This window comes from Nocardioides sp. Root190 (genome assembly GCF_001428565.1).
GTDB lineage: Bacteria > Actinomycetota > Actinomycetes > Propionibacteriales > Nocardioidaceae > Nocardioides.
Genome location: NZ_LMIA01000001.1, coordinates 440575 through 462639, shown reverse-complemented (window position 1 = coordinate 462639; position 22065 = coordinate 440575). Strand labels below are relative to the sequence as shown.

The window sequence follows — 22065 nt, the reverse complement described above, 5'->3', positions numbered from 1 at the left end:
CGCCCGACGGGGGAGAACCAGAGAACCGAACCAGCAGACGTGAGGATGCGTCCACTAGGTTCACCCCATGGCCGACGAGACCACCACCGCTCCGCCTGACCTCGCCGTCGACGTCACGGCGCTCACTGCGCTGCTGGACGGGCAGCACGCCGACATCCGCCGTACGGTGCGCGAGCTGTTGCCGGCGTACGCCTCGGTCCTCGAGGACGCCGAGACGATGCCGCGCGACGAGTTCCGGGATCGGGTGCGCGACGTCGTCCTCGAGATCGCCGACACCGGCGCCGTCGCGATGGGCTTCCCGAGCGAGTACGGCGGCGGCGGCGACCTCGGCGCCTCGATCGCCGCCTTCGAGACCCTCGCCTACGGCGACCTGTCGGTCCTGGTGAAGGTGGGCGTGCAGTTCGGGCTGTTCGGTGGCGCCATCCTGCAGCTCGGCACCGACCGGCACCACGACGCCTACCTCTCGGACCTGATCTCCGGGCGCCTGCTTGGCTGCTTCGCGATGACCGAGACCGGCCACGGCAGCAACGTCCAGGCACTGGGCACGGTGGCGACGTACCACCCGGAGACCTCCGAGTTCGTCATCACCACCACCACGCCCGACGCCGGCAAGGACTACATCGGCAACGCGGCGAGGCACGCCCGGGTCGGCGTGGTGTTCGCGCAGCTCGAGGTGGGTGGTGAGGGACACGGCGTGCACGCGCTCGTCGTCCCGCTCCGCGACGAACAGGGCGCCGTCCTGCCGGGCGTGCGGATCGAGGACGACGGCCACAAGATGGGCCTCAACGGCGTCGACAACGGCCGGATCTGGTTCGACGGCGTGCGGGTGCCGCGCGAGGCGCTGCTCAACCGCTTCGCCGACGTGACGGAGGACGGCACCTACACCAGCGACATCGAGAGCCCCGGGCGGCGCTTCTTCACGATGCTCGGGACGCTCGTGCAGGGCCGGGTCTCGGTCGGCGCGGCCGGTGTCAGCGCGGCCAAGGTGGCGCTCACGATCGCGGTCCGCTACGGGCTGGTCCGGCGGCAGTTCGACACGGGCGCGGAGGACGGCGCCGAGCAGCGCCTGCTCGACTACGGCCTGCACCAGCGCCGGCTCCTGCCGCGGTTGGCACGGACCTATGCCCTGCACTTCGCCCAGCAGGTCCTCGCGGCCGATCTCCACGACGTGTTCTCCGGCATCACCGCCGACGAGGACGCCCGGCGCCTGCTCGAGTCGCGTGCGGCCGGGACCAAGGCGCTGTCGACCTGGTTGGCCACGGACGTCGTCCAGGAGTGCCGGGAGGCGTGTGGGGGCGCGGGCTACCTGTCGGTCAACCGGTTCGCGGCGCTCAAGGCCGACACCGACGTGTTCACGACCTTCGAGGGCGACAACCACGTGCTGCTGCAGCTCGTGGGCAAGGGCCTGCTCACCGACTACGCCAGCGACTTCTCCGACCTCGACCAGCTCGGCATGGTGCGCTTCGTCGCCGGCCTGGCAGTCGAGACCGTGCTCGAGCGCACCCGCGTCCACCAGCTGCTGGAGCAGATCCGCGAGGTCCTCCCCGGCGGCAGCGACGACTGGGACACCGACAGCGGCCTGCTCGACCCCGACTACCACCTGGCGATGTTCCGCTTCCGCGAGGAGCACCGGATCGGCGGTGCTGCCCGGCGCCTGAAGCGTGGCGTGGACGCGGGGATGAACCCCGGCGAGGTGTTCTCACGGGTCCAGGACCACGTCATCTCGGCTGCCCACGCCCACGTCGAGCGGCTCGTGCTCGAGTCGTTCGTCGAGAAGGTGGCTGCCACCGAGGACGGCGAGCTCAAGCTGGTCCTCAACGCGTTGTGCGACCTCTTCGCCCTGTCCGTGATCGAGGCCGATGCTGCCTGGTTCATGGAGCACGGGCGGCTGAGCGCGCAGCGCTCCAAGGCCGTCACCCGCGAGGTCGCGGACCTGTGCCGACGCCTGCGGCCCGTGGCCGGGGAGCTGGTCGACGCCTTCGCCGTCCCGGTCGAGCTGCTGCGCTCGCCCGACCTCCTCGGACCCGACGCATGATCCGCTCGGTCGTGTCCCGCGTCCCCGGCCTCGGCGGCTGGTCCGACGACCCGCTCTGGGCCACGTTCTACGACTGGACCGTCGAGCACCCCCGTGTGGGTGGAGCGGTCTGGCGGGCCGGCATCCAGAGCGACCTGCGCCTTCTCTATCGCGCTGCCTCCGAGATCGGACGCCAGCCGGACGGCAGCCGGATCCTCGACATCCCCTGCGGGGGAGGCGTGGCGCTGCGCGGCCTGAAGCCCGGTCAGGACGTCGAGTACGTCGCCGCCGACATCGCCCAGGCCATGCTGGACCGCACCATGCGAGCGGCCGAGGAACGCGGCCTCCTCGACCAGGTGAACCCGCAGCTCGCCGACGTCGGGGACCTCCCGTTCGAGGACGACTCGTTCGACCTGGTGGTCACCTTCACCGGGTTGCACTGCTTCCCCGATCCGGCGCTGGCCGTGATCGAGATGGCACGCGTCCTCAAGCCCGGCGGGGTGCTGACCGGCAGCGCGCTGCTCAACGACTCGCTCCGCTACGCCGGCCTGCGCAAGGTCGGCCGGGTCGCCGGCCTGCTGGGGCCGGGCTGCACCCAGCACGACCTCGAGGGCTGGTTCGCCGGCCAGGGCATCGCCGACGTCGTGATCGAGCGGAGCGGCGCGATCGGCTACTTCCGCGGGGTGAAGCGGGCTGCTGCCGTGGAACCGGAGTGACCGCACGACGCAGGTCCGCCGCCGAGCGCAGCTCAGCGGTCTTCGACTCCCTGCGCGCACTGCTCCTCGAGCACCCCTGGGGCGAGGTCACCCTGGAGGCGGTCGCCCGTGACGCGGGCGTCAGCCGCCAGACCCTCTACAACGCCTTCGGGTCCCGCAACGGGCTCGCCCAGGCCTACACCGAGGCGCTGGCGGACGCGTTGTGCGACGTCATCGAGGAGACCCTGGCGGCGTACCCCGACGACGCGGCCACCGGGCTCGAGCAGGCGCTGCTGGTCTACCTCGAGACCTCGGTGGCCGATCCGCTGATCCAGCGGGTCCGGGCCGGCGAGGCCCACCACGACCTGGTCCGGATCGTCACCACCGATGCCGGCCCCCTGCTGGTCCGCGTGGCGGGCAGGCTGGAGGCGGCGGTGGCCGCTGCGTGGCCGCAGGTCCCCGCCGATCGGGTGGCGCTGCTCGGGCGCGTGGTGGCCCGGCTCGCGCTCAGCTACGTCTCGATGCCCCCGGAGTACGACGAGAGCCCGGCCGCTCTCGCTGCCGGGCTCGCTGCCGTGCTCACGCCCTGAGCGTGCTTGTAACTACGTGTTCATGCACTGAATCGGACCGTTGGAACGATCAAGAACGACACGAACACTTAGTTACAAGCGGCCTCGGGCCGTCGGGGATCAGTGACCGGTGGTCTTGAACCGCTCGAAGGAGGCGTGGATCTCGGCCTCGGCGTCGGCGCGGCCGACCCAGTCGGCGCCCTCGACGGACTTGCCGGGCTCGAGGTCCTTGTAGACCTCGAAGAAGTGCTGGATCTCGAGGCGGTCGAAGTTCGCCACGTGGTTGATGTCGCGGAGGTGCTCCATGCGCGGGTCGCCCGAGGGGACGCACAGGACCTTGTCGTCGCCGCCGGCCTCGTCGGTCATGCGGAACATGCCGATCGCGCGGCACTTGATCAGGATGCCGGGGAACGTCGGCTCCTGCAGCAGGACGAGCGCGTCCAGCGGGTCGCCGTCCTGGCCGAGGGTGTCCTCGATGTAGCCGTAGTCGGCGGGATACATCGTGGAGGTGAAGAGGAAACGGTCCAGGCGCATCCGGCCCGTCTCGTGGTCGACCTCGTACTTGTTACGGCTCCCCTTGGGGATCTCCACGAGGACGTCGAACTCGAGCACTGGCTTCCTCCACACATTCGGCGCAGCCCACGGGGGGTGGGCGTCGTTGTCGGCAGCATTGTCCCGCACAATGTCCCGGAACGTGCAGTCGGGGAGGAGAACCGTGGCCGACAGGGACCTGGGGCGCCGTCCGGGACGCGCCCGCAGGGCGCTCGCCGGTGTGCTCGGCGTCGCCCTCCTCGCCGGTGCCGGGGTCGCGTGGCAGACCGGTTGGGCAGAGGACCGCTGGGACGACCTCCGCGACGGCCGGGCGAAAGGTCCGCTGGATCCCGCCGCGGTCGCGCCGCCCCCGGAGGTCGACGTCCCGGACGTCGTACGACCGGTGGCGCTCGCGGAGCCGGCGGCCGCGGCCGCCCTGCTGCAGCGAGCGGCAGTCCGGTCGGCGCTGACCCAACTGGCTGACCCCGACCTCGGCAGCCACGTGCTGGCTGCCGTCGGTCCGCTCGACGGAGGCGCCCTGTCCTACGAGCAGGCAGAGGGCGCGGCGGTCGCGATCCCCGCGTCGACGACGAAGGTCGTGACCTCGGCGGTCGCGCTCTTCCTGCTCGGACCCGATCGGCGGTTCCAGACCAGGACCGTCCTCGACACCACGGGTACGACGCCGCGACTGGTCCTCGTCGGCGGCGGCGACCCCTACCTCACCCGGGTCCCGACGACCCCCGACTCCGGCGATCCGACCTACCAGCCCCAGCGGGCCGACATCCGGACCCTCGCGCGCCGTACCGCTGCAGCGCTGGAGGCCGACGGGATCAGTGCGGTCCGCCTCGGCTTCGACGACTCACTGTTCTCCGGCCCGGCCCTCAACCCGCGCTGGGAGCCGGACTACTTCCCCTCGGAGGTCTCGCCGGTGAGCTCGCTGTGGCTGGACGCCGGACGCACCGCCGACGGCGGCACCCGCGTCCCGAACCCCGCCGCGACCGCTGCCGTGGAGTTCCGCAAGGCCCTGGTCCGCGCCGGCATCAAGGTCGTCGGCGGCGCGTCGCGCTCCTCCGCCACGGTCACCGCCACGGCCGCACCGGTCGCTGTGGTCACCAGTCCGACCGTCGCCCAGATCGTCCAGAGGGTGCTCGAGGTCAGCGACAACAACGGCGCCGAGGTGCTGCTGCGCCAGATCGGCATCGCCGACCAGGGCGAGGGCTCGTTCGCCGCCGGCCAGGCCGCCGTCGAGCGGGTCCTGAAGGCCAACGGCATCGAGATGGGTGACTCCGTCCTGTACGACGGCAGCGGGCTCTCCCGCCGCAACCTGCTCTCGCCGGAGGTCCTCGTCGGCGTGCTCCGCTGGGCGGCCTCGGCCGAGCACCCCGCCCTGCGCCCCCTGCTGGCTGCGCTGCCCGTGGCCGGCTACACCGGCTCGCTGGCCGACCGGATGGACACCGGGCCGGCCGCCGGACGCGGCCGGGTCCGGGCCAAGACCGGGACGCTGACCGGGGTGAGCTCGCTCGCCGGCATCGCCGTCGACCGTGACGGCAACCTGATGGCCTTCGCCCTCATGGCCGACCGGGTGCGCAAGCCCAAGTCCCTGCTCGCGCGGATCGCGATGGACCAGGCCGCCGCCGGGCTGGGTGCCTGTTCCTGCGGGCGCTGACCGAGCCAGCGCCACCGACCACCAACTACCCTCTGTCCATGCCTGCACCGAGCGCCGAACTGCCCTCCATGGTCGACTGGGAGTTCGCCATCGCGCTCGGCTCACGCCTGGCCGGCGAGGGCCCGGTGGTCACCCGCCCCGAGGCCGACGACGCGGTCGCCGAGCTGCGCGCGGGCGCCAACCGTTCGACCGGCCTGGTCCGCGACTTCACGGGCCTGGACGCGCCCGACGGCACCGCGCCGATCCTCGTGGTGGACCGTCCGGGCTGGGTCCGGGCCAACGCGGAGGGCTTCGCGGTGGCGACCCGACCGATGATGGAGAAGCTCGTCGAGAGCAAGCCGCCGTCCGCGATGGGGGTCCGGATCGGTTCGAAGATCACCGGCGCCGAGGTCGGCGGGCTGCTGGGCTTCCTCGCGGGCAAGGTCCTGGGCCAGTTCGACCCGTTCCACGAGCCCCACGGTCGCCTGCTGCTGGTGGCGCCCAACATCGTCCACGTCGAGCGCGAGCTCGAGGTCGACCCGCACGACTTCCGCCTGTGGGTCTGCCTGCACGAGGAGACCCACCGGGTGCAGTTCACGGCGGTGCCGTGGATGCGCGACCACCTGTTCTCCGAGATCCGTGCGATCAGCGACGCGGTGGAGCCGGCGAGCTTCCTCGACGGCGGGTTCGAGCGGGTCAGCGAGGCGATCAGGGCCGGGCGCAGCGGCGGCAGCATCGTCGACATGTTCAGCACCCCGGAGCAGCGCGAGGTGCTGGACCGCGTCACCGGCATGATGTCGCTGCTCGAGGGCCACGCCGACGTGGTCATGGACGACGTCGGCCCGACCGTGATCCCGAGCGTGGACGCGATCCGCAAGAAGTTCACCCAGCGCCGCAAGGGTGTCGGCACCCTCGACCGGCTCCTGCGCCGCCTGCTCGGCCTCGAGGCCAAGATGGCGCAGTACCGCGACGGCGCGACGTTCGTCCGCGCGGTCGTCGACAAGGTCGGCATGGAGGAGTTCAACGCCGTCTGGGCGAGCCCCGACCACCTCCCGAGCAAGGCCGAGCTGAGCGACCCCGAGGGCTGGGTCCGGCGCGTCCTCGGCTGATGGGCCTGCACCCCGCCGTCGCCGCGGTTCGTCACGGGGTACGACGCTCGCTGGGGTCCTGGGAGCCCGGCATGACGGTGATGGTGGCCTGCTCCGGTGGCGCGGACTCGCTCGCGCTGCTCAGCGCCACCGTCTTCGAGGCCCGCAGACCGGGACTGCGCGTGGTCGGCGTGACGGTCGACCACGGCCTCCAGGACGGCTCCGCCGAGCACGCCGTACGGGTGGTGGCGCAGATGGCCTCCCTGGGTGTCGACGAGACCGCCACGGCACGGGTCCAGGTCGACCCGGCCGGTCTCGGCGTCGAGGCCGCAGCCCGTCGTGCCCGCTACGAGGTCCTCGGACAGCTCCGCGAGCACTTCGGTGCCGAGTCGGTGCTGCTCGGGCACACCCGCGACGACCAGGCCGAGACCGTTCTCCTCGGGCTCGCCCGTGGTTCGGGGCCCCGCAGCATCGCCGGGATGAGACGCAGCTTCGAGGGCTACGACCGGCCGCTGCTGGACGTCGCCCGCGCCGACACCGTTGCCGCCTGCCTCGCGGAGGGGGTCGACTTCTGGGAGGACCCGCACAACGAGGATCCCGGGTTCGCCCGGGTCCGGGTGCGCCGAAGGGTGCTGCCCGTCCTGGAGGACGAGCTCGGCCCCGGGATCACGGCCACCCTGGCCCGCACCGCCGACCAGGTGCGCGACGACGTCCAGGCCCTCGACGCGATCGCGCAGACGGCGTTCGAGCGTGTCGTCGGCCCCGAGGGTGTGGACCGCGAGGAGCTGGAGGAGCTGCCCCGGGCGGTGGGGACCCGGGTCCTGCGCCTGGCGGCACTGGCCGCCGGGGCGCGCGACGCGGAGCTCTTCCACGTCCACGTCACGGCCCTCCACCAGCTCGCCCTGGGGGCGATCAACGGGGAGGTCCAGCTCCCCGGCCACGTCACGGCGTACGCCGGGCGCTCCCACCTCCGGTTCCGTCCGACGGCTGTGGCAGGCTGACGTCCATGGACGCAGCAGACGTCGGGGACGACCTGGTCGAGGTGCTCTTCACCGAGGCCCAGATCCAGGCCCGGATCGCCGAGATGGCCGCCGAGATCAGCCGCGACTACCACGGCAAGGACCTCGTGCTGGTCGGTGTCCTGCGCGGCGCGGTGATGGTCATGGCCGACCTGTCCCGCGCGCTCGACAAGCACGTCGAGATGGACTGGATGGCGGTGTCGTCCTACGGCTCGGGCACCAAGTCCTCCGGCGTGGTGCGGATCCTCAAGGACCTCGACGCCGACATCAGCGGTCGCCACGTCCTCATCGTCGACGAGATCATCGACACCGGCCTGACCCTGTCGTGGCTGACCTCCAACCTGGGCTCGCGCAACCCGGCGAGCGTCGAGATCGCCACGCTCCTGCGCAAGCCCGAGGCGCTGCAGATGCCGGTCGAGGTGAAGTACGTCGGCTGGGACATCCCCAACGAGTTCGTCGTCGGCTACGGCCTGGACTACCGCGAGCGCTACCGCAACCTGCGTGACATCGGGACCCTTTCTCCCGCCGTCTACTCCTGAGGCGAGGGTTCGGCAAGGGTTCGGCAAGGGTTCGGGAACCTCCCGGACCTCCCGCCCGTTCGATCTCAGGGGGACCGCTCCGGCGACTCCAGTGCGGCCCGTCACCATGGACCGGACAGAATGAGGTCCAGTGCGACGTGTACCGTCGTCAAATCCTGATCGTGAATACGGGGAGCGAGTAAGTCAGTGAAGCGCGTTTTCAGGGGGCCTTGGCTCTGGATCGTGGTGGCGGTCGTGGCCGTCGTCCTCGCTCTCGAGCTGCTCGCGCCCGGGGGCGGTTACGACGAGGTCCCCACGTCGAAGCTCGAGAAGTACGTCACCGACGGCAAGGTCTCCGAGATCACCTTCATCGACGGTGACCAGGCGATCGAGGCGACCCTGGACAAGGGCACCCGTGACTCGGGCGACAAGATCATGTCCTACTACATCAACGGCGAGCAGGAGACGATCCTCGCGGCCGTGAAGGAGCAGGTCGAGAAGGGCACGATCGCGGAGTCCAACTCCACGAACCCCAAGCCCGGCCTGCTCAGCTCGCTGCTCGTCACCCTGCTCCCGTTCGCGCTGATCATCCTGCTGTTCATCTTCTTGATGAACAACGTGCAGGGCGGCGGCAAGGGCGTCATGCAGTTCGGCAAGTCCAAGGCCAAGATGATCAGCAAGGACATGCCGAAGACGACGTTCTCCGACGTGGCCGGCTGTGACGAGGCGATCGAAGAGCTCGGCGAGATCAAGGAGTTCCTCCAGGAGCCCGGCAAGTTCCAGGCCGTGGGCGCCAAGATCCCCAAGGGCGTGCTGCTCTACGGCCCTCCGGGCACCGGCAAGACCCTGCTCGCGCGCGCTGTCGCCGGCGAGGCAGGCGTCCCGTTCTACTCGATCTCGGGATCCGACTTCGTCGAGATGTTCGTCGGTGTCGGTGCCTCCCGGGTCCGCGACCTGTTCGAGCAGGCCAAGGAGAACGCTCCGGCCATCGTCTTCATCGACGAGATCGATGCCGTGGGTCGCCACCGTGGCGCCGGCATGGGCGGCGGTCACGACGAGCGCGAGCAGACGCTCAACCAGCTCCTCGTGGAGATGGACGGCTTCGACGTCCGCGGCGGAGTCATCCTCATCGCCGCGACGAACCGTCCTGACGTGCTCGACCCGGCGCTGCTGCGCCCGGGCCGCTTCGACCGCCAGATCCAGGTCGACGCCCCCGATCTCGCCGGCCGCAAGCGGATCCTCGAGGTCCACTCGCGGGGCAAGCCGCTCTACACCGACGTCGACCTGATGAACGTCGCGCGTCGTACCCCCGGCTTCTCCGGTGCCGACCTGGCCAACGTGCTCAACGAGGCGGCGCTGCTCACCGCGCGCAACAACCAGAAGGTCATCACCTCCGCCACCCTCGACGAGGCGATCGACCGGGTCATCGCCGGCCCGCAGCGCAACTCGCGGGTGATGTCGGAGAAGGAGAAGCTGATCACCGCCTACCACGAGGGCGGCCACGCCCTCGTCGCAGCGGCGTTGCCGGGCACCGACCCGGTCCACAAGATCACGATCCTGCCGCGCGGTCGGGCGCTGGGCTACACGATGGTGCTGCCCGACGAGGACAAGTACTCCCAGACGCGTTCGGAGATGCTCGACAAGCTCGCCTACATGCTGGGCGGACGAGCGGCCGAGGAGATGGTCTTCCACGACCCGACCACCGGCGCCGGCAACGACATCGAGAAGGCCACGAGCCTGGCTCGGGCCATGGTGACGCAGTACGGCATGACCGAGAAGCTCGGCGCGATCAAGCTCGGCGACTCCAACTCCGAGCCGTTCCTGGGCCGCGACATGGGGCACCAGCGCAACTACTCCGAGGACGTCGCCGCGATGATCGACGAGGAGACCAAGAAGTTCCTCGCCGTCGCGCACCAGGAGGCCTTCGACATCCTGGTCGAGAACCGGGACGTCCTGGACGCCCTGGTGCTCGCGCTGCTCGACAAGGAGACGCTGGACAAGCAGCAGGTCGCCGACATCTTCACCGCGCTGCGCCTGCGTCCGGCGCGTCCGGCCTGGACCGGTTCCCCGAACCGGATCCCGTCCGACATCCCGCCCGTCGAGATCCCCGAGGAGATCCGGCTGCGCGCCGCCCAGAACGGTCAGCAGGTCAACGGCGAGAAGCAGGGCGGTCAGATCCTGACGCCGCCCGGCCCCGGCGGCGACGTGCACGGCGAGGTGCCGACCGCACAGGGCGACGTCCAGCCTCCGGCTCCCGGCTCGACGACCTGAGCCATGGCTGATCCGATCACCATCCCCGACCGGGCGCCTGGGTCCGTGCCCTTCTTCGACCACGACCGTGCCGCTGCCGCCGTGCGCGAGCTCCTCGCCGCCATCGGCGAGGACCCCGAGCGCGAGGGGTTGAGGGACACCCCGGACCGGGTCGCCCGCGCCTACGCCGAGCTGACCCAGGGCCTGCGGATGACGGCGGAGGACGTGCTCACCACGACCTTCGACCTGGGACACGACGAGATGGTGCTCGTGCGCGACATCGAGCTGTGGTCGATGTGCGAGCACCACCTGGTGCCGTTCACGGGTGTCGCCCACGTCGGCTACATCCCGGCCGAGTCGGGCAAGATCACGGGCCTGTCCAAGCTGGCCCGCCTGGTCGACGTCTACGCCAAGCGCCCGCAGGTCCAGGAGCGGTTGACCACGCAGGTGGCCGACTCGCTCATGGAGCTCCTCGAGGCCCGTGGTGTGATCGTCGTGATCGAGGCGGAGCACCTGTGCATGACCATGCGCGGCGTCCGCAAGGCCGGCGCCCGCACGATCACCTCCGCGGTCCGCGGCATCATGCACAACGCCAGCACCCGCGCCGAGGCGATGGCGCTGATCCACAGCGCCCGCGGCTGAGCGGTCCGATGACGGCTCCTGGGCCGTCGGCCGCCCGCTGGTTCGCGGTGCGGGCGGAGTACCCCCGCCTGGGACCTGTCGGACGTGTCCGCCTGTGGGTGCGCGGGTTCGTCCAGAGCCTGCTCAACATGGGCGAGTGGGGCGAGCTGGACGATCCCCGCCGGTTCTGCGACGTCATCCTGCTCTCACGTTCCGACGGCGCGCCGCTCGTGGTCTTCCGCTACCGGACGCTGGGCGCAGCGACCCGGCACGCCCACGACCTCGCGCGACGCCTCGACGCGACCGACGTCGAGGCCTTCTGCGCCGAGCTCGAGCTCGACCCGCAGGTCGCGCGCGGCCCGGGGGTGGAGCCGGAGGGCCCGAGTGTCGTCGACTGGGTGGCGATCGCCCGCGAGGAACGTCGTACCTCTTGGCCGTCCGGGGTGGTCGTCGTTCCCGAGTGACGTCCGCGTCGCGCAGCGATGCGCGACCTCGATAGGGTCGTCCGGGTGACCGGTCTGCCACTCGTGATGGGGGTCGTCAACGTCACGCCTGACTCCTTCTCCGACGGCGGACGCTACGACGACACGGGACGTGCGATCGCGCACGGGCTCTCGCTCCTCGCCGATGGTGCGGACCTCCTCGACGTCGGTGGCGAGTCAACCCGGCCCGGCGCGACCAGGCCGCTGCTCGCCGACGAGCTGGGGCGCGTCGTCCCCGTCATCGAGGCGCTGGCCGCCCGGGGTGCCACCGTCTCGGTCGACACCATGCGCGCCACGGTCGCTGCGCGAGCCGTGGAGGCCGGCGCCACGATCATCAACGACGTCTCCGGCGGCCTCGCCGACCCGGAGATCCTCGACGTCGCCGCGCAGACCGGCGCGACGTACGTCGCCATGCACTGGCGGGCGCACAGCGCCACCATGCAGGATTTCACCGACTACGGCCCTGAGGGCGTGGTCGCCGCGGTCAGGGCCGAGCTGGCCGAGCGGGTCTCCGCGATCCGGGCGGCAGGCGTGGCGGACGAGAGGATCGTGCTCGACCCGGGGCTCGGCTTCGCCAAGCTCGCCGAGCACAACTGGGAGCTGGTGCGCCGCCTCGACGTGCTCGCCGAGCTGGGCTTCCCGCTGCTGGTCGGGGCGAGCCGCAAGACCTTCCTCGGGCGCCTGCTGGCCGACGAGCACGGTGAGCCGCGTGCGGTGGGGGAGCGCGAGGCCGCCGGCATCGCGCTCTCGGCCCTGCTCGGAGCCGGGATGGGCGGTGCACCGGTGTGGTGCCTGAGGGTCCACGATGTGCGCGCCCATCGCGATGGGCTCGCCGTTGCGGCACAGTGGACCGGACACACCGTTGATCGGGCAACGGGCGCGGCAGAGGAGCAGGCATGACCGATGAGCTGAGCATCCTCGGCATCGAGTGCTTCGCCCACCACGGCGTCTTCGGACACGAGCGGCGCGACGGTCAGGTCTTCGTCATCGACCTGACCCTGGGCGTGGACACACGCCCTGCCGCCGCGAGTGACGACCTCGCCGAGACCGTGGACTACGGCGGCCTCGTCGACAGGGTCGTGGCCGCCGTCCAGAGGGACCCGGTCGACCTGATCGAGACCCTTGCCCAGCGGATAGCCGATGTCGCGCTGTTGGACGGTCGTGTTGAATGGGCGCGAGTCACCGTGCACAAGCCGGACGCTCCCATCCAGGCGACGTTCGACGACGTACGGCTCACGATCACCCGACACCGCGAGGTGGCGGGCGCAGCGGGAACCGAACCTGAAAGGCCCAGGCCCCAGCCATGACCGAGACCCCCAACCCGAACATCATCGACGCGGACACCCTCACCGGTGAGATGCGACCGATTCGCCGGGTGGTGATCGCGCTCGGGTCGAACCTCGGTGAGAGGTTCGCCAACCTGCAGGGCGGCGTCGACGCGCTCGCGGACACCCCCAACGTGTGGGTCACCGGCGTCTCCCCGGTCTACGAGTCGGCCCCGGTCGACTGCCCGGAGGACTCCCAGACCTTCTTCAACGCCGTCGTGCTGGCCGACACCACGCTGTCGGCGCACCGGCTGCTGGACCGTGCGCACGCCGTCGAGGACGCCTTCGACCGCATGCGCAGCGAGGTCAAGAACGCGCCGCGGACCCTCGACGTCGACCTGATCGTGGTGGGCGACCGGCGCAGCGACAAGGAGGAGCTCACGCTCCCGCACCCGCGCGCCCACGAGCGGTCCTTCGTGCTCCAGCCGTGGCTCGACCTCGAGCCGGACGCGGAGTTCCTGGACCGCGGCCCGATCGCCGAGCTCCTGGCGAAGGCCGGCACCGCCGGTCTCATCCCGCGCCCCGATCTGGTCCTCGGGCTCGAGTGACCCGCGACGGCGGGGAGCCGGAACCGGATCGCGAGCCGCTCGACGATCCGACGGGCTCCCTGCGGCCCACGACTCCGCTGACGCTCGTCAGGTGGGCCGTCGTGGGGCTGGTGGGCGGCTGGGCGGTCCATCCGCTCTGGGAGCGCCTCGGCGCCGTACCCCCGCTCGTTCAGCCTGCCCAACCCCTCGCCCTGCTGCTCCTGGCGGCGATCCTCGGCTACGTCGCCTGGGTGACCCACCGATCCGTGCACGTACGCCGTGAGCGGCTCCAGCCCCACCAGGCCGTCAACCGCCTGGTCGCGGCCCGCGCCAGCGCCCTCGTGGCCGCCCTGGTCGGCGGGGGGTACGCCGGCTATGCGCTCTCCTGGATCGGCGACCCCGCCGAGCGGGCGGACGAACGGATCACCTGGTCGCTCATCGCGCTCGCCTGCGCGGCGGCCGCCGTCGTGGCGGCGTTGCTGCTCGAGCGCTCGTGCCGGGTCCGCCGTCCCGACTCTCGGTAGTCCCGGACCAAAAGCACCGGGACTGGCCCGAAATGGGTGCTTTTGGCCCGGGACTACCGTGGTGATGTAACCCGTGTGACTGGTGTGACGAGCGTGTCCTCCGTCCCAGGGGCCCTCGGGAGGCATACCGTGCTGACATGACTTCCCCTGTCAGGTCCAGCACCTCCGCCGGAAACCGCCGTCGCCAGCGGTCGACCCGCCTCGTGGTCGCCGTGCTCCTGATCGTGGTCGCGGCGCTCGCCGTGGCCGGCACCGCCGCCACCGGTTCCGGGCTGCTCGTGACGCTCGCCGCGGTGGCTGCTGTCGTGCTCGGCGCGACGGCCACCCGGATCACCCACTCCGAGCTGATGACCTCCCGCGAGGACGCTGCGCGCGACCGTGCCGCCCAGGCGCGGTCCTATGCCGACCTCACCGAGGTCCGCACCACCGAGAACGTCGAGTTCGCGGCCGACATGACCGGCAAGATCGCCCGCCGCGACGCCACCATCTCCCGTCTCGAGCGCCGTCTCGGCGACGCTGCCTCCGAGCTCGCCGACGCGCGTCAGGAGCTGGCCGAGGCGCACGACGCCGCCTCCGAGGCGCAGCGCGCTGCCGAGCGGCTCTCCGCCCGCCTCGCCGACGCCGAGGAGCGGGCCGGGCAGGCCATCGTCCGGGTCGCCGAGCTCGAGGCCGAGGTCGACACCGTGCGTTCCGAGCTCCAGGCCGAGCGCGACGCCGGCCGGGCGTGGCGCAAGGCGCAGTCTGCGTAGCATCTCCCGCGTGACCCCACCTGTCCCGGACGCCTCCCGTCTCGGCGTCCTGAGGGACCTGGTGGCGGCCTACGCCCGTCGTACGCCGGTCCGCACCATCGCCGTCGTCGGCAACGCACCCCTGGTGGCCTCCGATGCCCGCGCGGACGCGATCGACGCCTGCGACCTGGTGGTCCGGGTCAACAGCTTCACCACTGACGAGCCGGGCGAGCCCCGTGCCGCCGGCCGCCGTACCGACGTCGTCCTCTGGTCACGCCTGGTGCGCGCCACCCGACGCCTGTACGACGACTACCCGTCGCGGTTGTACGTGATGCTCGAGCCGATGCGGATGTACCACCGACCGGAGGTCTGGCCGACGTCCTGGCCGGCCGATCTCGGCTTCGTGGTGGCGCCCAACGACCTCGTCGCGCAGCCGTTGCTCGAGGATCTCGGGCTCCCGTGGCGCACCGAGGCCCTTGCCCCGACGAGCGGCACGACGGCCGCCTGGCTGGCACGCAGGCTGTTCCCGGACGCCGCCCTGCTGGTCACCGGCCTGTCGTACGTCGCCGAGGACCCGCAGCGCTGGGACTACCAGTCCGGTGCCTCCGGCAAGATCGGGCCCGAGCACCGGGTCGCCGCCGAAGGAGCCCTGCTCCGCGGCTGGATCGAGGACGGGTCGGTACGGTTCTGGCCGAGCGACCGCGCACACGAGGAGCAACGATGAGTCGATCCCGCGACCTGGTGCGCGCCCTGCGCCGCGCCCACCGACTGCCGGACGAGCTCGGCCCCCGGGTGGAGGACCTCGAGAAGCGGCTCGGCGACGCCGTGCGCGAGATCGGCCGGATCGGGCCGCAGGTCGCGGCCCTGGAGGAGCGGCTCGAGGCGCTGCGGCGACGCGTCGAGGAACCCGCTCCGACCGGTTCCCCCGAGGACGTCGCCGCCGCCCGCACGGTCCTGGAGGAGGTCCGGGCCGAGCACGCACGGGTCCGGGCCCGGATCAGCGCTGCCGTCGTCTTCGAGGAGCGCCTGCGCGTCCTGGAGGCGAAGGCCGGGGTCGACCCGGTCACCGGCCGCGACGTCTGAGCAGGCGCGCGCCCCCGCGCCTCAGTCGCGCAGCTCGTAGATGTCCACGCCGCGGAAGGTCGCCCGCTTCGTCGCGTACGGCGCGAAGGCCGCCTCGTCGGCGTGGGGCCGCAGGTGGTCCACGAACACCCACCGCACGTCGTGCTCCTCGCGCAGCTCGCGGGCCGCATCGGCACTCGGGGCGGCGATGAAGCCGTCGTTGAGCGCGAGCAGGTCGAGGTTCCAGTAGGCGATCGTGATCGAGTCGCGGCCCTCCGGGCCCTCCTCGGCCGATCGCGGCGTCGCCGTCCAGCCCTCCAGCAGCACCTGGCGCTCGGACCAGCCCGCGACGACCATCCGGCGGCTGTCGCAGCCGTCGACCGGGTCGTCGGCCGGGGCGTAGCAGTGCCGGTTCGACATGACGACGTCGTTGCGGTCGGAGTGGTCGCGCAGCCAGCGCGCCGCCCGGATCGTGGCTCGCGAGATGGCGCCGTCGGTGTCCCGCTCGACCTTGATGGTGTCCGGCTTCGGGGCGGGCTGCAGGTGCTGCCAGTTGATCGCGAGGCCGCCGACGATCACGGCGGCGCCGAGCGCGGCGACGCCGGCGACGAGGCGCTGCTGGGTCGAGAGCAGGACGGCGAGGCCGACGCCCGCGAGCAGCACCACGGTGCTCGTGGCGAACAGCGCGAACGCGTCGGAGTGGTCGGCACGCTTCATCGGACCGAGCAGCATGACGGGTCCGCGGGCGGCGAGCAGACCGATCGGCACGGCGACCAGCAGGATCGTCGCGACCTGGCGCAGGGGCCACTCGTCGACGAGGACGGCGAGCGTCAGCACGGCCAGCAGCACCATCACCGGCGCCGCCTGGATCGCGAAGTAGCCCTGGCTGTTGCCGGGGTGCGCGAAGCAGAAGACGGCAGCCGCGCCGGCGATCCCGGCGCCGGCCAGGAGCCAGGGGGCGGGGTCCTCGCGCCACCGGCGGAACGCCAGCAGGCACAGCCCGATCACCGCAGCGGTGAGCACGCCCATGACGGTGACCAGGGCACCGATCTCCCGGCTCCACACCGTGTCGGTGCCGAGCAGCCGGCCGCCCCAGGTCTGGGCCGCGGCGTCGGCGAAGCCGAAGTGCAGTCCTGCGCCCGAGCCGCGGAACACCGTCGCGATGACCACCACCACGGCGGCCACGCACAGGCAGCCGTCGGCGAAGATGCGCGCGGCGTACTGGCGGTTGAGCAGCAGCATCATCAGTCCCGCGAGCCCGAGGCCCGCGATCACCAAGGGTGTCGCGGACCCCTTGGTGCCGGCGGCTCCGACCGCCAGCAGGACCAGCACGACCCAGGCGCCGGGCATCGCCGTGCGTCGCCAGCGCGTGACGATCACGACGAGCAGCGCCATCAGCATCGGCACCGACAGGCCCAGGGTCGGCGACTCGGGGATGATCGGTCGCCGGAAGATGTCGGCGCCGAAGGCGTTCATCTGGCCGCAGCCGACGACCAGCAGCGCGGCCACGGGACCGGCCCACGCCCGGTCCGTCAGGCGCACCGCCGCCGCGGCGACGGCGACGGGTACGACGACGAGCATCACCGCGGGCATGAACCGCAGCAGCACGGAGTCGAGCTCGGCGCCCGAGGTGGCACCGACCTGGGCCATCCACGCGTGGCTGAACCAGTGGTAGCCGAGCGCCTCGCTCTGCACCCACGGGAAGGTCGTCGGTCCCCGCTCGGACAGCTGGCTGACGAGGGCGAGGTGGAGCGGGGAGTCGATGTGCAGGCGGGTGTTGTCGACCCAGTCCAGCGGGTTGGCGCGGAAGTAGTCGCGTTGCTGCGGAACCAGCGCGAGCATCGTGGTGCCGACGAGCGGCCACCACCAGGCCGGCAGTGCCGCGGTCTCGGCCGTGCGGACCCGGTCACGGGTGACGGGGACGGCGAGGAGGACGCCCGTCACGGCAAGGACCAGGACCGCGGAGAGCCAGTGCAGCCCGAGCAGGCCGGCGGGGACCTGGGCGAGCAGTGCCATGACCGATCCCACGCCGAAGCCGAGCCCGATGTCCTCGGCCCACCAGCCGTGCCGGGGGCGTACGACGCGCCACACGACGACGCCGGGCAGGAGGGTGGTCGCCACCACGGTGAGGGTGGCGAGGAGGAGCCCGGTCCAGGACATGCCGGCGACGCCGGTCCACGCCAGCAGCGCCACGACGAGGACGAGCGTCGCGCCCTGCGCGACCGGGCGCGTCCAGCCCGGCAGCGACAGGGACGGGGTGGCCGACTCGGCGGTGGCCGACTCCGTGGTGCTCATCGTTCTCCTCGATGCTGATACGTTTCGGGACTGTGCCTGACAGCCCGGATCCCAGTGGGGACGACGCTACCTACCGCCCCGGATACTTCGAGACCCGACTGGCCGCCAATGCCAGCCGGGGTCGGATCTGGGAGCACATCTGCGCCTACCTCTCCCGCTGGATCGCCCCGGACGCCGACGTCCTCGAGCTCGGCGCCGGCTGGTGCGACTTCTCCAACCAGGTGTCCGCGCGACGCGTCGTGGCGATGGACCTGGACGCCACGGTCCGGCGCGGCGCGGCCGAGCACGTCGAGGCCGTGGTCGGTGACTGCACCGACCTGAGCGACTTCGCCGACGGGAGCTTCGACGTCGTCTTCGCCTCCAACCTGCTCGAGCACCTCGAGCGGGCCGACGCGACGAAGCTGCTCGCCGAGTCCCGACGGGTGCTGCGACCGGGCGGACGCCTGATCCTGATGCAGCCCAACTTCCGGCTCAATCCGGGGCGCTACTTCGACGACTTCACCCACGTCGCGATCTTCACCGACCAGTCCCTGGGCGACTATCTCGTCTCGGAGGGGTGGTCCATCGAGACGATGAAGGCCCGCTTCCTCCCGCTCACGATGAAGTCCCGCGGCTCCGGCCTGACCTTCCTGGTGCCGTGGTACCTTCGCTCGCCCATCAAGCCGCTGGCGGGCCAGATGCTCGTCGTGGCGAACCGCTGACCCGGCGACGAGTGACGGAGGACGCCTCGAATGTGGCAGGGAAAGACGTTGTCGGTCGTGCTTCCGACGTACAACGAGAAGGACAGCATCGCTGACATCGCGGCGCGGTTCGAGGCTCTCGAGATCGTCGACGAGGTCATCGTCGTCAACAACAACGCGGCCGAGGGCACCTCGCAGGAGGTCGCCCGCACCGGCGCCCGCGAGGTCGTCGAGACCACGCAGGGGTACGGCGCCGCGATCAAGCGCGGTCTGCGCGAGGCAGACACCGACCTGGTCGCCATCTGCGAGCCCGACGGGACCTTCAACCCCGAGGACCTGCGCAAGCTGCTGGCCTTCATGCCCGAGTGCGACTACGTCGTCGGCTCGCGCACGGTGTCGAACTTCATCTGGCACGGCGCCAACATGGGCCCGTTCCTGCAGTGGGGCAACTGGGCGGTCGCCAAGCTCATCGAGGTGCTCTACAACACGAGCTACCTCAGCGATGTCGGTTGCACCTTCCGCGTGATGACCCGCGAGCAGGCCTCGATGGTGCTGAGCCGCTCACGTCTCGACGGCTCGGCCTACGGCCTGGAGATGCTGCTCATCGCCGTCATCATGCGCACCAAGCTGGTGCAGGTGCCGGTCAACTACCACCCGCGGGTGGGCGTCTCCTCGGTGACCGGCGACCTCGGCAAGACGATCAAGCTCGGGCTCGAGATGATCCTGCTGGTCCTGAAGATGAGGCTGCGGACCGTGGGGATCAGGCGCGGGCGCTGACCGAGCCCTCGGAGCTGCCGGAGTCGCCGGACGCTCCGTCGCCGTCCCCGGTGTGGCTGAAGACCACCGTGCGGTAGGCCCAGAACCGGAACGCCGTGCCCAGGCCGAGGCCGATCACGTTGGCGGCGATGTTGTCGGCGACCGCGGACTCGAAGCCGAGGACGTAGTGCGACACCGCGAGACAGCCGACAGCGATGCCGGTCCCGATCGTGCACATCACGAGGAAGAGCAGGAACTCGTGGTGGACCGCGTCGCGCCGACCGTGCTCGAAGGTCCAGTAGCGGTGGCCGAGCCACGACACGATGGTCGCGACCGCCGAGGAGACGATCTTGGCCGTCAGCGGGTAGTCGTGCAGCGGACCCTCGCCGCCGGCGAACCGCAGCAGGTTGAAGCCGCCCACGTCGACGAGCAGCCCGACCAGGCCGACGACCCCGAACTTGCCGAGCTCGGGGAGCATCGACATCACGGTGGCGTACAGGCGGCGGACGAGGCTCATGGCGGGGGCTCGGTCGTCCTCAGCCGAGGACGTCGACCAGCGTCTCGATGACGCGGTCGACCTCGGCATCGGTCAGGTCGGGGTAGAGCGGGAGGGAGAGCTCCTCGGCGTAGAACGCCTCGGCGTTCGGGCACATGCCGCGCTGGTAGCCCAGGTCGGCGTAGACCGGGTGCCAGTAGACGGGGATGTAGTTGACCTGCACCCCGATGCCCCGCTCGCGCATCTTCTCGAAGACCTCGCGACGGCGTCCCTCGAGGACCCGCACGGGGTAGAGGTGCCACACGGGGTCGACGTCGTCGCGCTGCACCGGGATCCGCAGCCCGGGTACGTCGGCCAGTGCGGCGTTGTAGCGCGCGGTGATCTCGGTGCGGCGGGTCTTGAACGCGTCGAGCCGGGTGAGCTGGGACAGGCCCAGCGCGCAGGCGACGTCGGTGAGGCGGTAGTTCAGGCCGAGGTCGTGGACCTCCTGGTGCCACGGACCCTCGTCGGTCATCCGGAACCGCGACTGGTCGCGCACCAGGCCGATGAAGTGGAACTCGTGGGCCCGCTGGGCGATCGCGTCGTCGCGGGCCACCAGGGCGCCGCCCTCGGCGGTGGTGAGGTTCTTGGTCGGGAAGAACGAGAACGACGTCAGGTCGGCCAGGTCGCCGACGGGCCGGCCGCGGTAGCTGCCGCCGATCGAGTGCGCGGCGTCGTCGAGGGTGAGGGCGCCGACCCGGTCCGCGACGGCCTGCAGCGCGTCGTAGTCGGCAGGGTGACCGGCGTAGTCGACGGCCGCGACGACCTTGGTGCGCTCGGTGACGAGGGCCTCGACCGCTGCGGGGTCGATCAGCGCGGTGTCCTCCTCGACGTCGGCGAAGACGATCTTCGCGCCGAGGATCGAGGCGCCCGACGCGGTCGCGACGAAGGTCATCGGCGTGGTGATGACCTCGTCGCCCGCCCCGACTCCGGCGGCGGCGTACCCCATGTGGAGCGCAGCGGTGCCCGAGGTGCAGGACACCGCCCGGTGGCCGCCGGCGACCTTGCCGACGGCCTCCTCGAACGCGGTCACGGTCGGCCCCGTGGTGAGCCAGTCACCGCGCAGGATCGCGACGACGGCCTCGATGTCCTCCTCGGAGATCGACTGCCGACCGTAGGGGAGCATCAGACGCCCGACTCGAGGAGCGCGCGCAGCTCGTCGACGCCGATCCAGATGTCGTTCTTGTCGGAGGCGCAGTGGAAGCCCTCCGGGACCGGGATGGCGTCCTTGATGGGCTGGTAGCCCCAGGAGCCGATCTCGGGCTCGATGACGTAGTACTTGCCGCCCATCACGATGACGGCGCGGCGGCCCTCCTCGGGGCTGATCATCTCCTCGTGGAGCTTCTCGCCGGGGCGCAGGCCGATGTCGTGCATCTCGGCGCCGGGCGCGATCGCCTGGGCGAGGTCGATGACCTTGTGCGAGGCGATGTGGGGGACGACCAACTCGCCGCCCTGCATCATCTCGAAGGTGTCGATGACCATCTGGACGGCCTCGGGCAGGGTGATCAGGAAGCGCGTGCAGCGCAGGTCCGTGATCGGCAACGACTCGCCGCGCTCGTGCATCGCGCGCCACTTCGGGATGATCGAGCCGCGCGAGCCGGTGACGTTGCCGTAGCGGACCACCGAGAAGCGGGTCGGGTACGACGCCGCGTAGTTGTTGCCGAGGGTGAAGATCTTGTCGGCGGTGAGCTTCGTGGCGCCGTACAGGTTGATCGGCGAGGAGGCCTTGTCGGTGGACAGCGCGACGACGCGCTTCACGCCGGAGTCGATCGCGGCCTCGACGACGTTCTGGGAACCCAGCACGTTGGTCTTCACGAACTCGAACGGGTTGTACTCGCCGGTGTCGACCTGCTTGAGGGCGGCGGCGTGCACGACGTAGTCGACATCGTGCATCGCGCGGGTCAGTCGCGGCTGGTCGCGGATGTCGCCGATGAACCAGCGCAGGCGCGGGTCGTCGTTGAACAGTGCCCGGCACTCGAACTGCTTCAGCTCGTCCCGGCTGAAGATGATGAGGCGGCGCGGGTCGAAGTTGTCGAGGGCGTGGCGGATGAAGGCCTTGCCGAACGAACCGGTTCCGCCGGTGATCAGGATGCTGGATCCCTGGAGGATGGACACGTGCGGGCCTTCCGTCGAGCCGGGACGGGGTGAATCCCCGCCGTTTCCAAACGGGGCCGACGATACCGTTGGCCGCCGTCGGGGCC

The 22065-nt window shown here is 71.2% G+C and carries 24 protein-coding genes; 19 read left to right on the top strand and 5 right to left on the bottom strand.

What is annotated here, in order from left to right:
* Nucleotides 1–67: 67 nt before the first annotated feature.
* Genes ASE01_RS02210 through ASE01_RS02200 form a run of 3 tightly spaced genes read left to right on the top strand, consistent with a single transcriptional unit; the run spans nucleotide 68 to nucleotide 3299 of the window.
* Nucleotides 68–2035, top strand: coding sequence for an acyl-CoA dehydrogenase (locus tag ASE01_RS02210; RefSeq protein WP_056748353.1), 1968 nt, complete (start codon nucleotides 68–70; stop codon nucleotides 2033–2035).
* Nucleotides 2032–2730: a methyltransferase domain-containing protein gene (locus tag ASE01_RS02205; RefSeq protein WP_056748350.1), complete on the top strand. Its 699-nt coding sequence runs from the start codon at nucleotides 2032–2034 to the stop codon at nucleotides 2728–2730. Before ASE01_RS02210 ends, ASE01_RS02205 begins: the two co-directional genes overlap by 4 nt.
* The gene (locus ASE01_RS02200; RefSeq protein ID WP_056748348.1) at nucleotides 2727–3299 is read left to right on the top strand and encodes a TetR/AcrR family transcriptional regulator; all 573 of its coding nucleotides are present in this window, start codon (nucleotides 2727–2729) and stop codon (nucleotides 3297–3299) included. The genes ASE01_RS02205 and ASE01_RS02200 overlap by 4 nt, the downstream gene beginning before the upstream one ends.
* 99 nt (nucleotides 3300–3398) lie before the next feature.
* On the opposite strand, the gene ASE01_RS02195 is transcribed toward ASE01_RS02200, so the two are convergent.
* The gene (locus ASE01_RS02195; RefSeq protein ID WP_056748345.1) at nucleotides 3399–3890 is read right to left on the bottom strand and encodes an inorganic diphosphatase; all 492 of its coding nucleotides are present in this window, start codon (nucleotides 3888–3890) and stop codon (nucleotides 3399–3401) included.
* Between the two features lie 103 nt (nucleotides 3891–3993).
* On the opposite strand from ASE01_RS02195, the gene dacB reads away from it, so the two are divergent.
* The 14 genes from dacB (at nucleotide 3994) to ASE01_RS02125 (ending at nucleotide 15619) form a co-directional block, all read left to right on the top strand.
* Complete coding sequence (gene dacB / locus ASE01_RS02190) at nucleotides 3994–5475, top strand: D-alanyl-D-alanine carboxypeptidase/D-alanyl-D-alanine-endopeptidase (protein ID WP_056748343.1); 1482 nt, start codon at nucleotides 3994–3996, stop codon at nucleotides 5473–5475.
* Nucleotides 5476–5513: 38 nt separating this feature from the next.
* On the top strand, nucleotides 5514–6563 hold the full coding sequence (locus ASE01_RS02185) for a zinc-dependent metalloprotease (RefSeq protein WP_235535830.1): 1050 nt from the start codon (nucleotides 5514–5516) through the stop codon (nucleotides 6561–6563).
* Nucleotides 6563–7543, top strand: coding sequence for a tRNA lysidine(34) synthetase TilS (gene tilS / locus ASE01_RS02180; protein WP_056748339.1), 981 nt, complete (start codon nucleotides 6563–6565; stop codon nucleotides 7541–7543). Before ASE01_RS02185 ends, tilS begins: the two co-directional genes overlap by 1 nt.
* 5 nt (nucleotides 7544–7548) lie before the next feature.
* Nucleotides 7549–8100, top strand: a complete 552-nt coding sequence (hpt, locus tag ASE01_RS02175) for a hypoxanthine phosphoribosyltransferase (protein ID WP_056748336.1) — start codon at nucleotides 7549–7551, stop codon at nucleotides 8098–8100.
* Nucleotides 8101–8286: 186 nt separating this feature from the next.
* Nucleotides 8287–10350, top strand: a complete 2064-nt coding sequence (ftsH, locus tag ASE01_RS02170; protein WP_056748334.1) for an ATP-dependent zinc metalloprotease FtsH — start codon at nucleotides 8287–8289, stop codon at nucleotides 10348–10350.
* A gap of 3 nt (nucleotides 10351–10353) precedes the next feature.
* Nucleotides 10354–10971, top strand: a complete 618-nt coding sequence (gene folE / locus ASE01_RS02165; RefSeq protein WP_056748332.1) for a GTP cyclohydrolase I FolE — start codon at nucleotides 10354–10356, stop codon at nucleotides 10969–10971.
* Nucleotides 10972–10979: 8 nt separating this feature from the next.
* Entirely contained in the window at nucleotides 10980–11414 is a 435-nt protein-coding gene (locus ASE01_RS02160; RefSeq protein ID WP_157537042.1) for a hypothetical protein, read from the top strand.
* Nucleotides 11415–11480: 66 nt separating this feature from the next.
* Nucleotides 11481–12332 (top strand): dihydropteroate synthase, encoded by an 852-nt coding sequence (gene folP, locus ASE01_RS02155; RefSeq protein WP_082605773.1) that lies wholly within the window; start codon nucleotides 11481–11483, stop codon nucleotides 12330–12332.
* Entirely contained in the window at nucleotides 12329–12739 is a 411-nt protein-coding gene (gene folB / locus ASE01_RS02150; RefSeq protein WP_056748323.1) for a dihydroneopterin aldolase, read from the top strand. The genes folP and folB overlap by 4 nt, the downstream gene beginning before the upstream one ends.
* Nucleotides 12736–13305, top strand: coding sequence for a 2-amino-4-hydroxy-6-hydroxymethyldihydropteridine diphosphokinase (gene folK / locus ASE01_RS02145; protein ID WP_056748320.1), 570 nt, complete (start codon nucleotides 12736–12738; stop codon nucleotides 13303–13305). The genes folB and folK overlap by 4 nt, the downstream gene beginning before the upstream one ends.
* Nucleotides 13302–13808 (top strand): DUF3180 family protein, encoded by a 507-nt coding sequence (locus tag ASE01_RS02140; protein ID WP_082605726.1) that lies wholly within the window; start codon nucleotides 13302–13304, stop codon nucleotides 13806–13808. The genes folK and ASE01_RS02140 overlap by 4 nt, the downstream gene beginning before the upstream one ends.
* 137 nt (nucleotides 13809–13945) lie before the next feature.
* Nucleotides 13946–14557 (top strand): hypothetical protein, encoded by a 612-nt coding sequence (locus ASE01_RS02135; protein ID WP_056748316.1) that lies wholly within the window; start codon nucleotides 13946–13948, stop codon nucleotides 14555–14557.
* 10 nt (nucleotides 14558–14567) lie between these two features.
* Nucleotides 14568–15260: a hypothetical protein gene (locus tag ASE01_RS02130; RefSeq protein ID WP_200958715.1), complete on the top strand. Its 693-nt coding sequence runs from the start codon at nucleotides 14568–14570 to the stop codon at nucleotides 15258–15260.
* Nucleotides 15257–15619 carry a hypothetical protein gene (locus ASE01_RS02125; RefSeq protein WP_056748313.1) on the top strand — a complete coding sequence of 121 codons (363 nt, stop codon included), beginning with the start codon at nucleotides 15257–15259 and terminating at the stop codon, nucleotides 15617–15619. Before ASE01_RS02130 ends, ASE01_RS02125 begins: the two co-directional genes overlap by 4 nt.
* 21 nt (nucleotides 15620–15640) lie before the next feature.
* On the opposite strand, the gene ASE01_RS02120 is transcribed toward ASE01_RS02125, so the two are convergent.
* On the bottom strand, nucleotides 15641–17893 hold the full coding sequence (locus ASE01_RS02120; RefSeq protein ID WP_056748310.1) for a hypothetical protein: 2253 nt from the start codon (nucleotides 17891–17893) through the stop codon (nucleotides 15641–15643).
* Between the two features lie 32 nt (nucleotides 17894–17925).
* Between ASE01_RS02120 and ASE01_RS02115 the strand changes: the two genes are divergently transcribed.
* On the top strand, nucleotides 17926–18594 hold the full coding sequence (locus tag ASE01_RS02115) for a class I SAM-dependent methyltransferase (protein WP_235535828.1): 669 nt from the start codon (nucleotides 17926–17928) through the stop codon (nucleotides 18592–18594).
* Between the two features lie 30 nt (nucleotides 18595–18624).
* Nucleotides 18625–19350, top strand: coding sequence for a glycosyltransferase family 2 protein (locus tag ASE01_RS02110; protein WP_056748307.1), 726 nt, complete (start codon nucleotides 18625–18627; stop codon nucleotides 19348–19350).
* Here the strand turns inward: ASE01_RS02110 and ASE01_RS02105 are convergent.
* The 3 genes from ASE01_RS02105 to pseB are packed head-to-tail and all read right to left on the bottom strand — an operon-like array spanning nucleotide 19334 to nucleotide 21979.
* On the bottom strand, nucleotides 19334–19846 hold the full coding sequence (locus ASE01_RS02105) for a GtrA family protein (protein ID WP_200958714.1): 513 nt from the start codon (nucleotides 19844–19846) through the stop codon (nucleotides 19334–19336). The genes ASE01_RS02110 and ASE01_RS02105 overlap by 17 nt on opposite strands.
* Nucleotides 19847–19865: 19 nt before the next feature.
* Complete coding sequence (pseC, locus tag ASE01_RS02100; protein ID WP_056748305.1) at nucleotides 19866–20990, bottom strand: UDP-4-amino-4,6-dideoxy-N-acetyl-beta-L-altrosamine transaminase; 1125 nt, start codon at nucleotides 20988–20990, stop codon at nucleotides 19866–19868.
* Nucleotides 20990–21979: a UDP-N-acetylglucosamine 4,6-dehydratase (inverting) gene (pseB, locus tag ASE01_RS02095; RefSeq protein WP_056748303.1), complete on the bottom strand. Its 990-nt coding sequence runs from the start codon at nucleotides 21977–21979 to the stop codon at nucleotides 20990–20992. The genes pseC and pseB overlap by 1 nt, the downstream gene beginning before the upstream one ends.
* Between the last annotated feature and the right edge of the window lie 86 nt (nucleotides 21980–22065).

Bases quoted from the DNA above. Each gene is read 5' to 3' on its own strand.
- hpt (WP_056748336.1), top strand. From the start codon at position 7,549: ATGGACGCAGCAGACGTCGGGGACGACCTGGTCGAGGTGCTCTTCACC.
- pseC (WP_056748305.1), bottom strand. From the start codon at position 20,990: ATGCTCCCCTACGGTCGGCAGTCGATCTCCGAGGAGGACATCGAGGCC.
- ASE01_RS02110 (WP_056748307.1), top strand. From the start codon at position 18,625: ATGTGGCAGGGAAAGACGTTGTCGGTCGTGCTTCCGACGTACAACGAG.
- folK (WP_056748320.1), top strand. From the start codon at position 12,736: ATGACCGAGACCCCCAACCCGAACATCATCGACGCGGACACCCTCACC.
- folP (WP_082605773.1), top strand. From the start codon at position 11,481: ATGGGGGTCGTCAACGTCACGCCTGACTCCTTCTCCGACGGCGGACGC.
- folE (WP_056748332.1), top strand. From the start codon at position 10,354: ATGGCTGATCCGATCACCATCCCCGACCGGGCGCCTGGGTCCGTGCCC.
- folB (WP_056748323.1), top strand. From the start codon at position 12,329: ATGACCGATGAGCTGAGCATCCTCGGCATCGAGTGCTTCGCCCACCAC.
- tilS (WP_056748339.1), top strand. From the start codon at position 6,563: ATGGGCCTGCACCCCGCCGTCGCCGCGGTTCGTCACGGGGTACGACGC.
- ASE01_RS02135 (WP_056748316.1), top strand. From the start codon at position 13,946: ATGACTTCCCCTGTCAGGTCCAGCACCTCCGCCGGAAACCGCCGTCGC.
- ASE01_RS02210 (WP_056748353.1), top strand. From the start codon at position 68: ATGGCCGACGAGACCACCACCGCTCCGCCTGACCTCGCCGTCGACGTC.
- ASE01_RS02160 (WP_157537042.1), top strand. From the start codon at position 10,980: ATGACGGCTCCTGGGCCGTCGGCCGCCCGCTGGTTCGCGGTGCGGGCG.
- ASE01_RS02185 (WP_235535830.1), top strand. From the start codon at position 5,514: ATGCCTGCACCGAGCGCCGAACTGCCCTCCATGGTCGACTGGGAGTTC.
- ASE01_RS02125 (WP_056748313.1), top strand. From the start codon at position 15,257: ATGAGTCGATCCCGCGACCTGGTGCGCGCCCTGCGCCGCGCCCACCGA.
- ASE01_RS02105 (WP_200958714.1), bottom strand. From the start codon at position 19,846: ATGAGCCTCGTCCGCCGCCTGTACGCCACCGTGATGTCGATGCTCCCC.
- ASE01_RS02120 (WP_056748310.1), bottom strand. From the start codon at position 17,893: ATGAGCACCACGGAGTCGGCCACCGCCGAGTCGGCCACCCCGTCCCTG.
- ASE01_RS02205 (WP_056748350.1), top strand. From the start codon at position 2,032: ATGATCCGCTCGGTCGTGTCCCGCGTCCCCGGCCTCGGCGGCTGGTCC.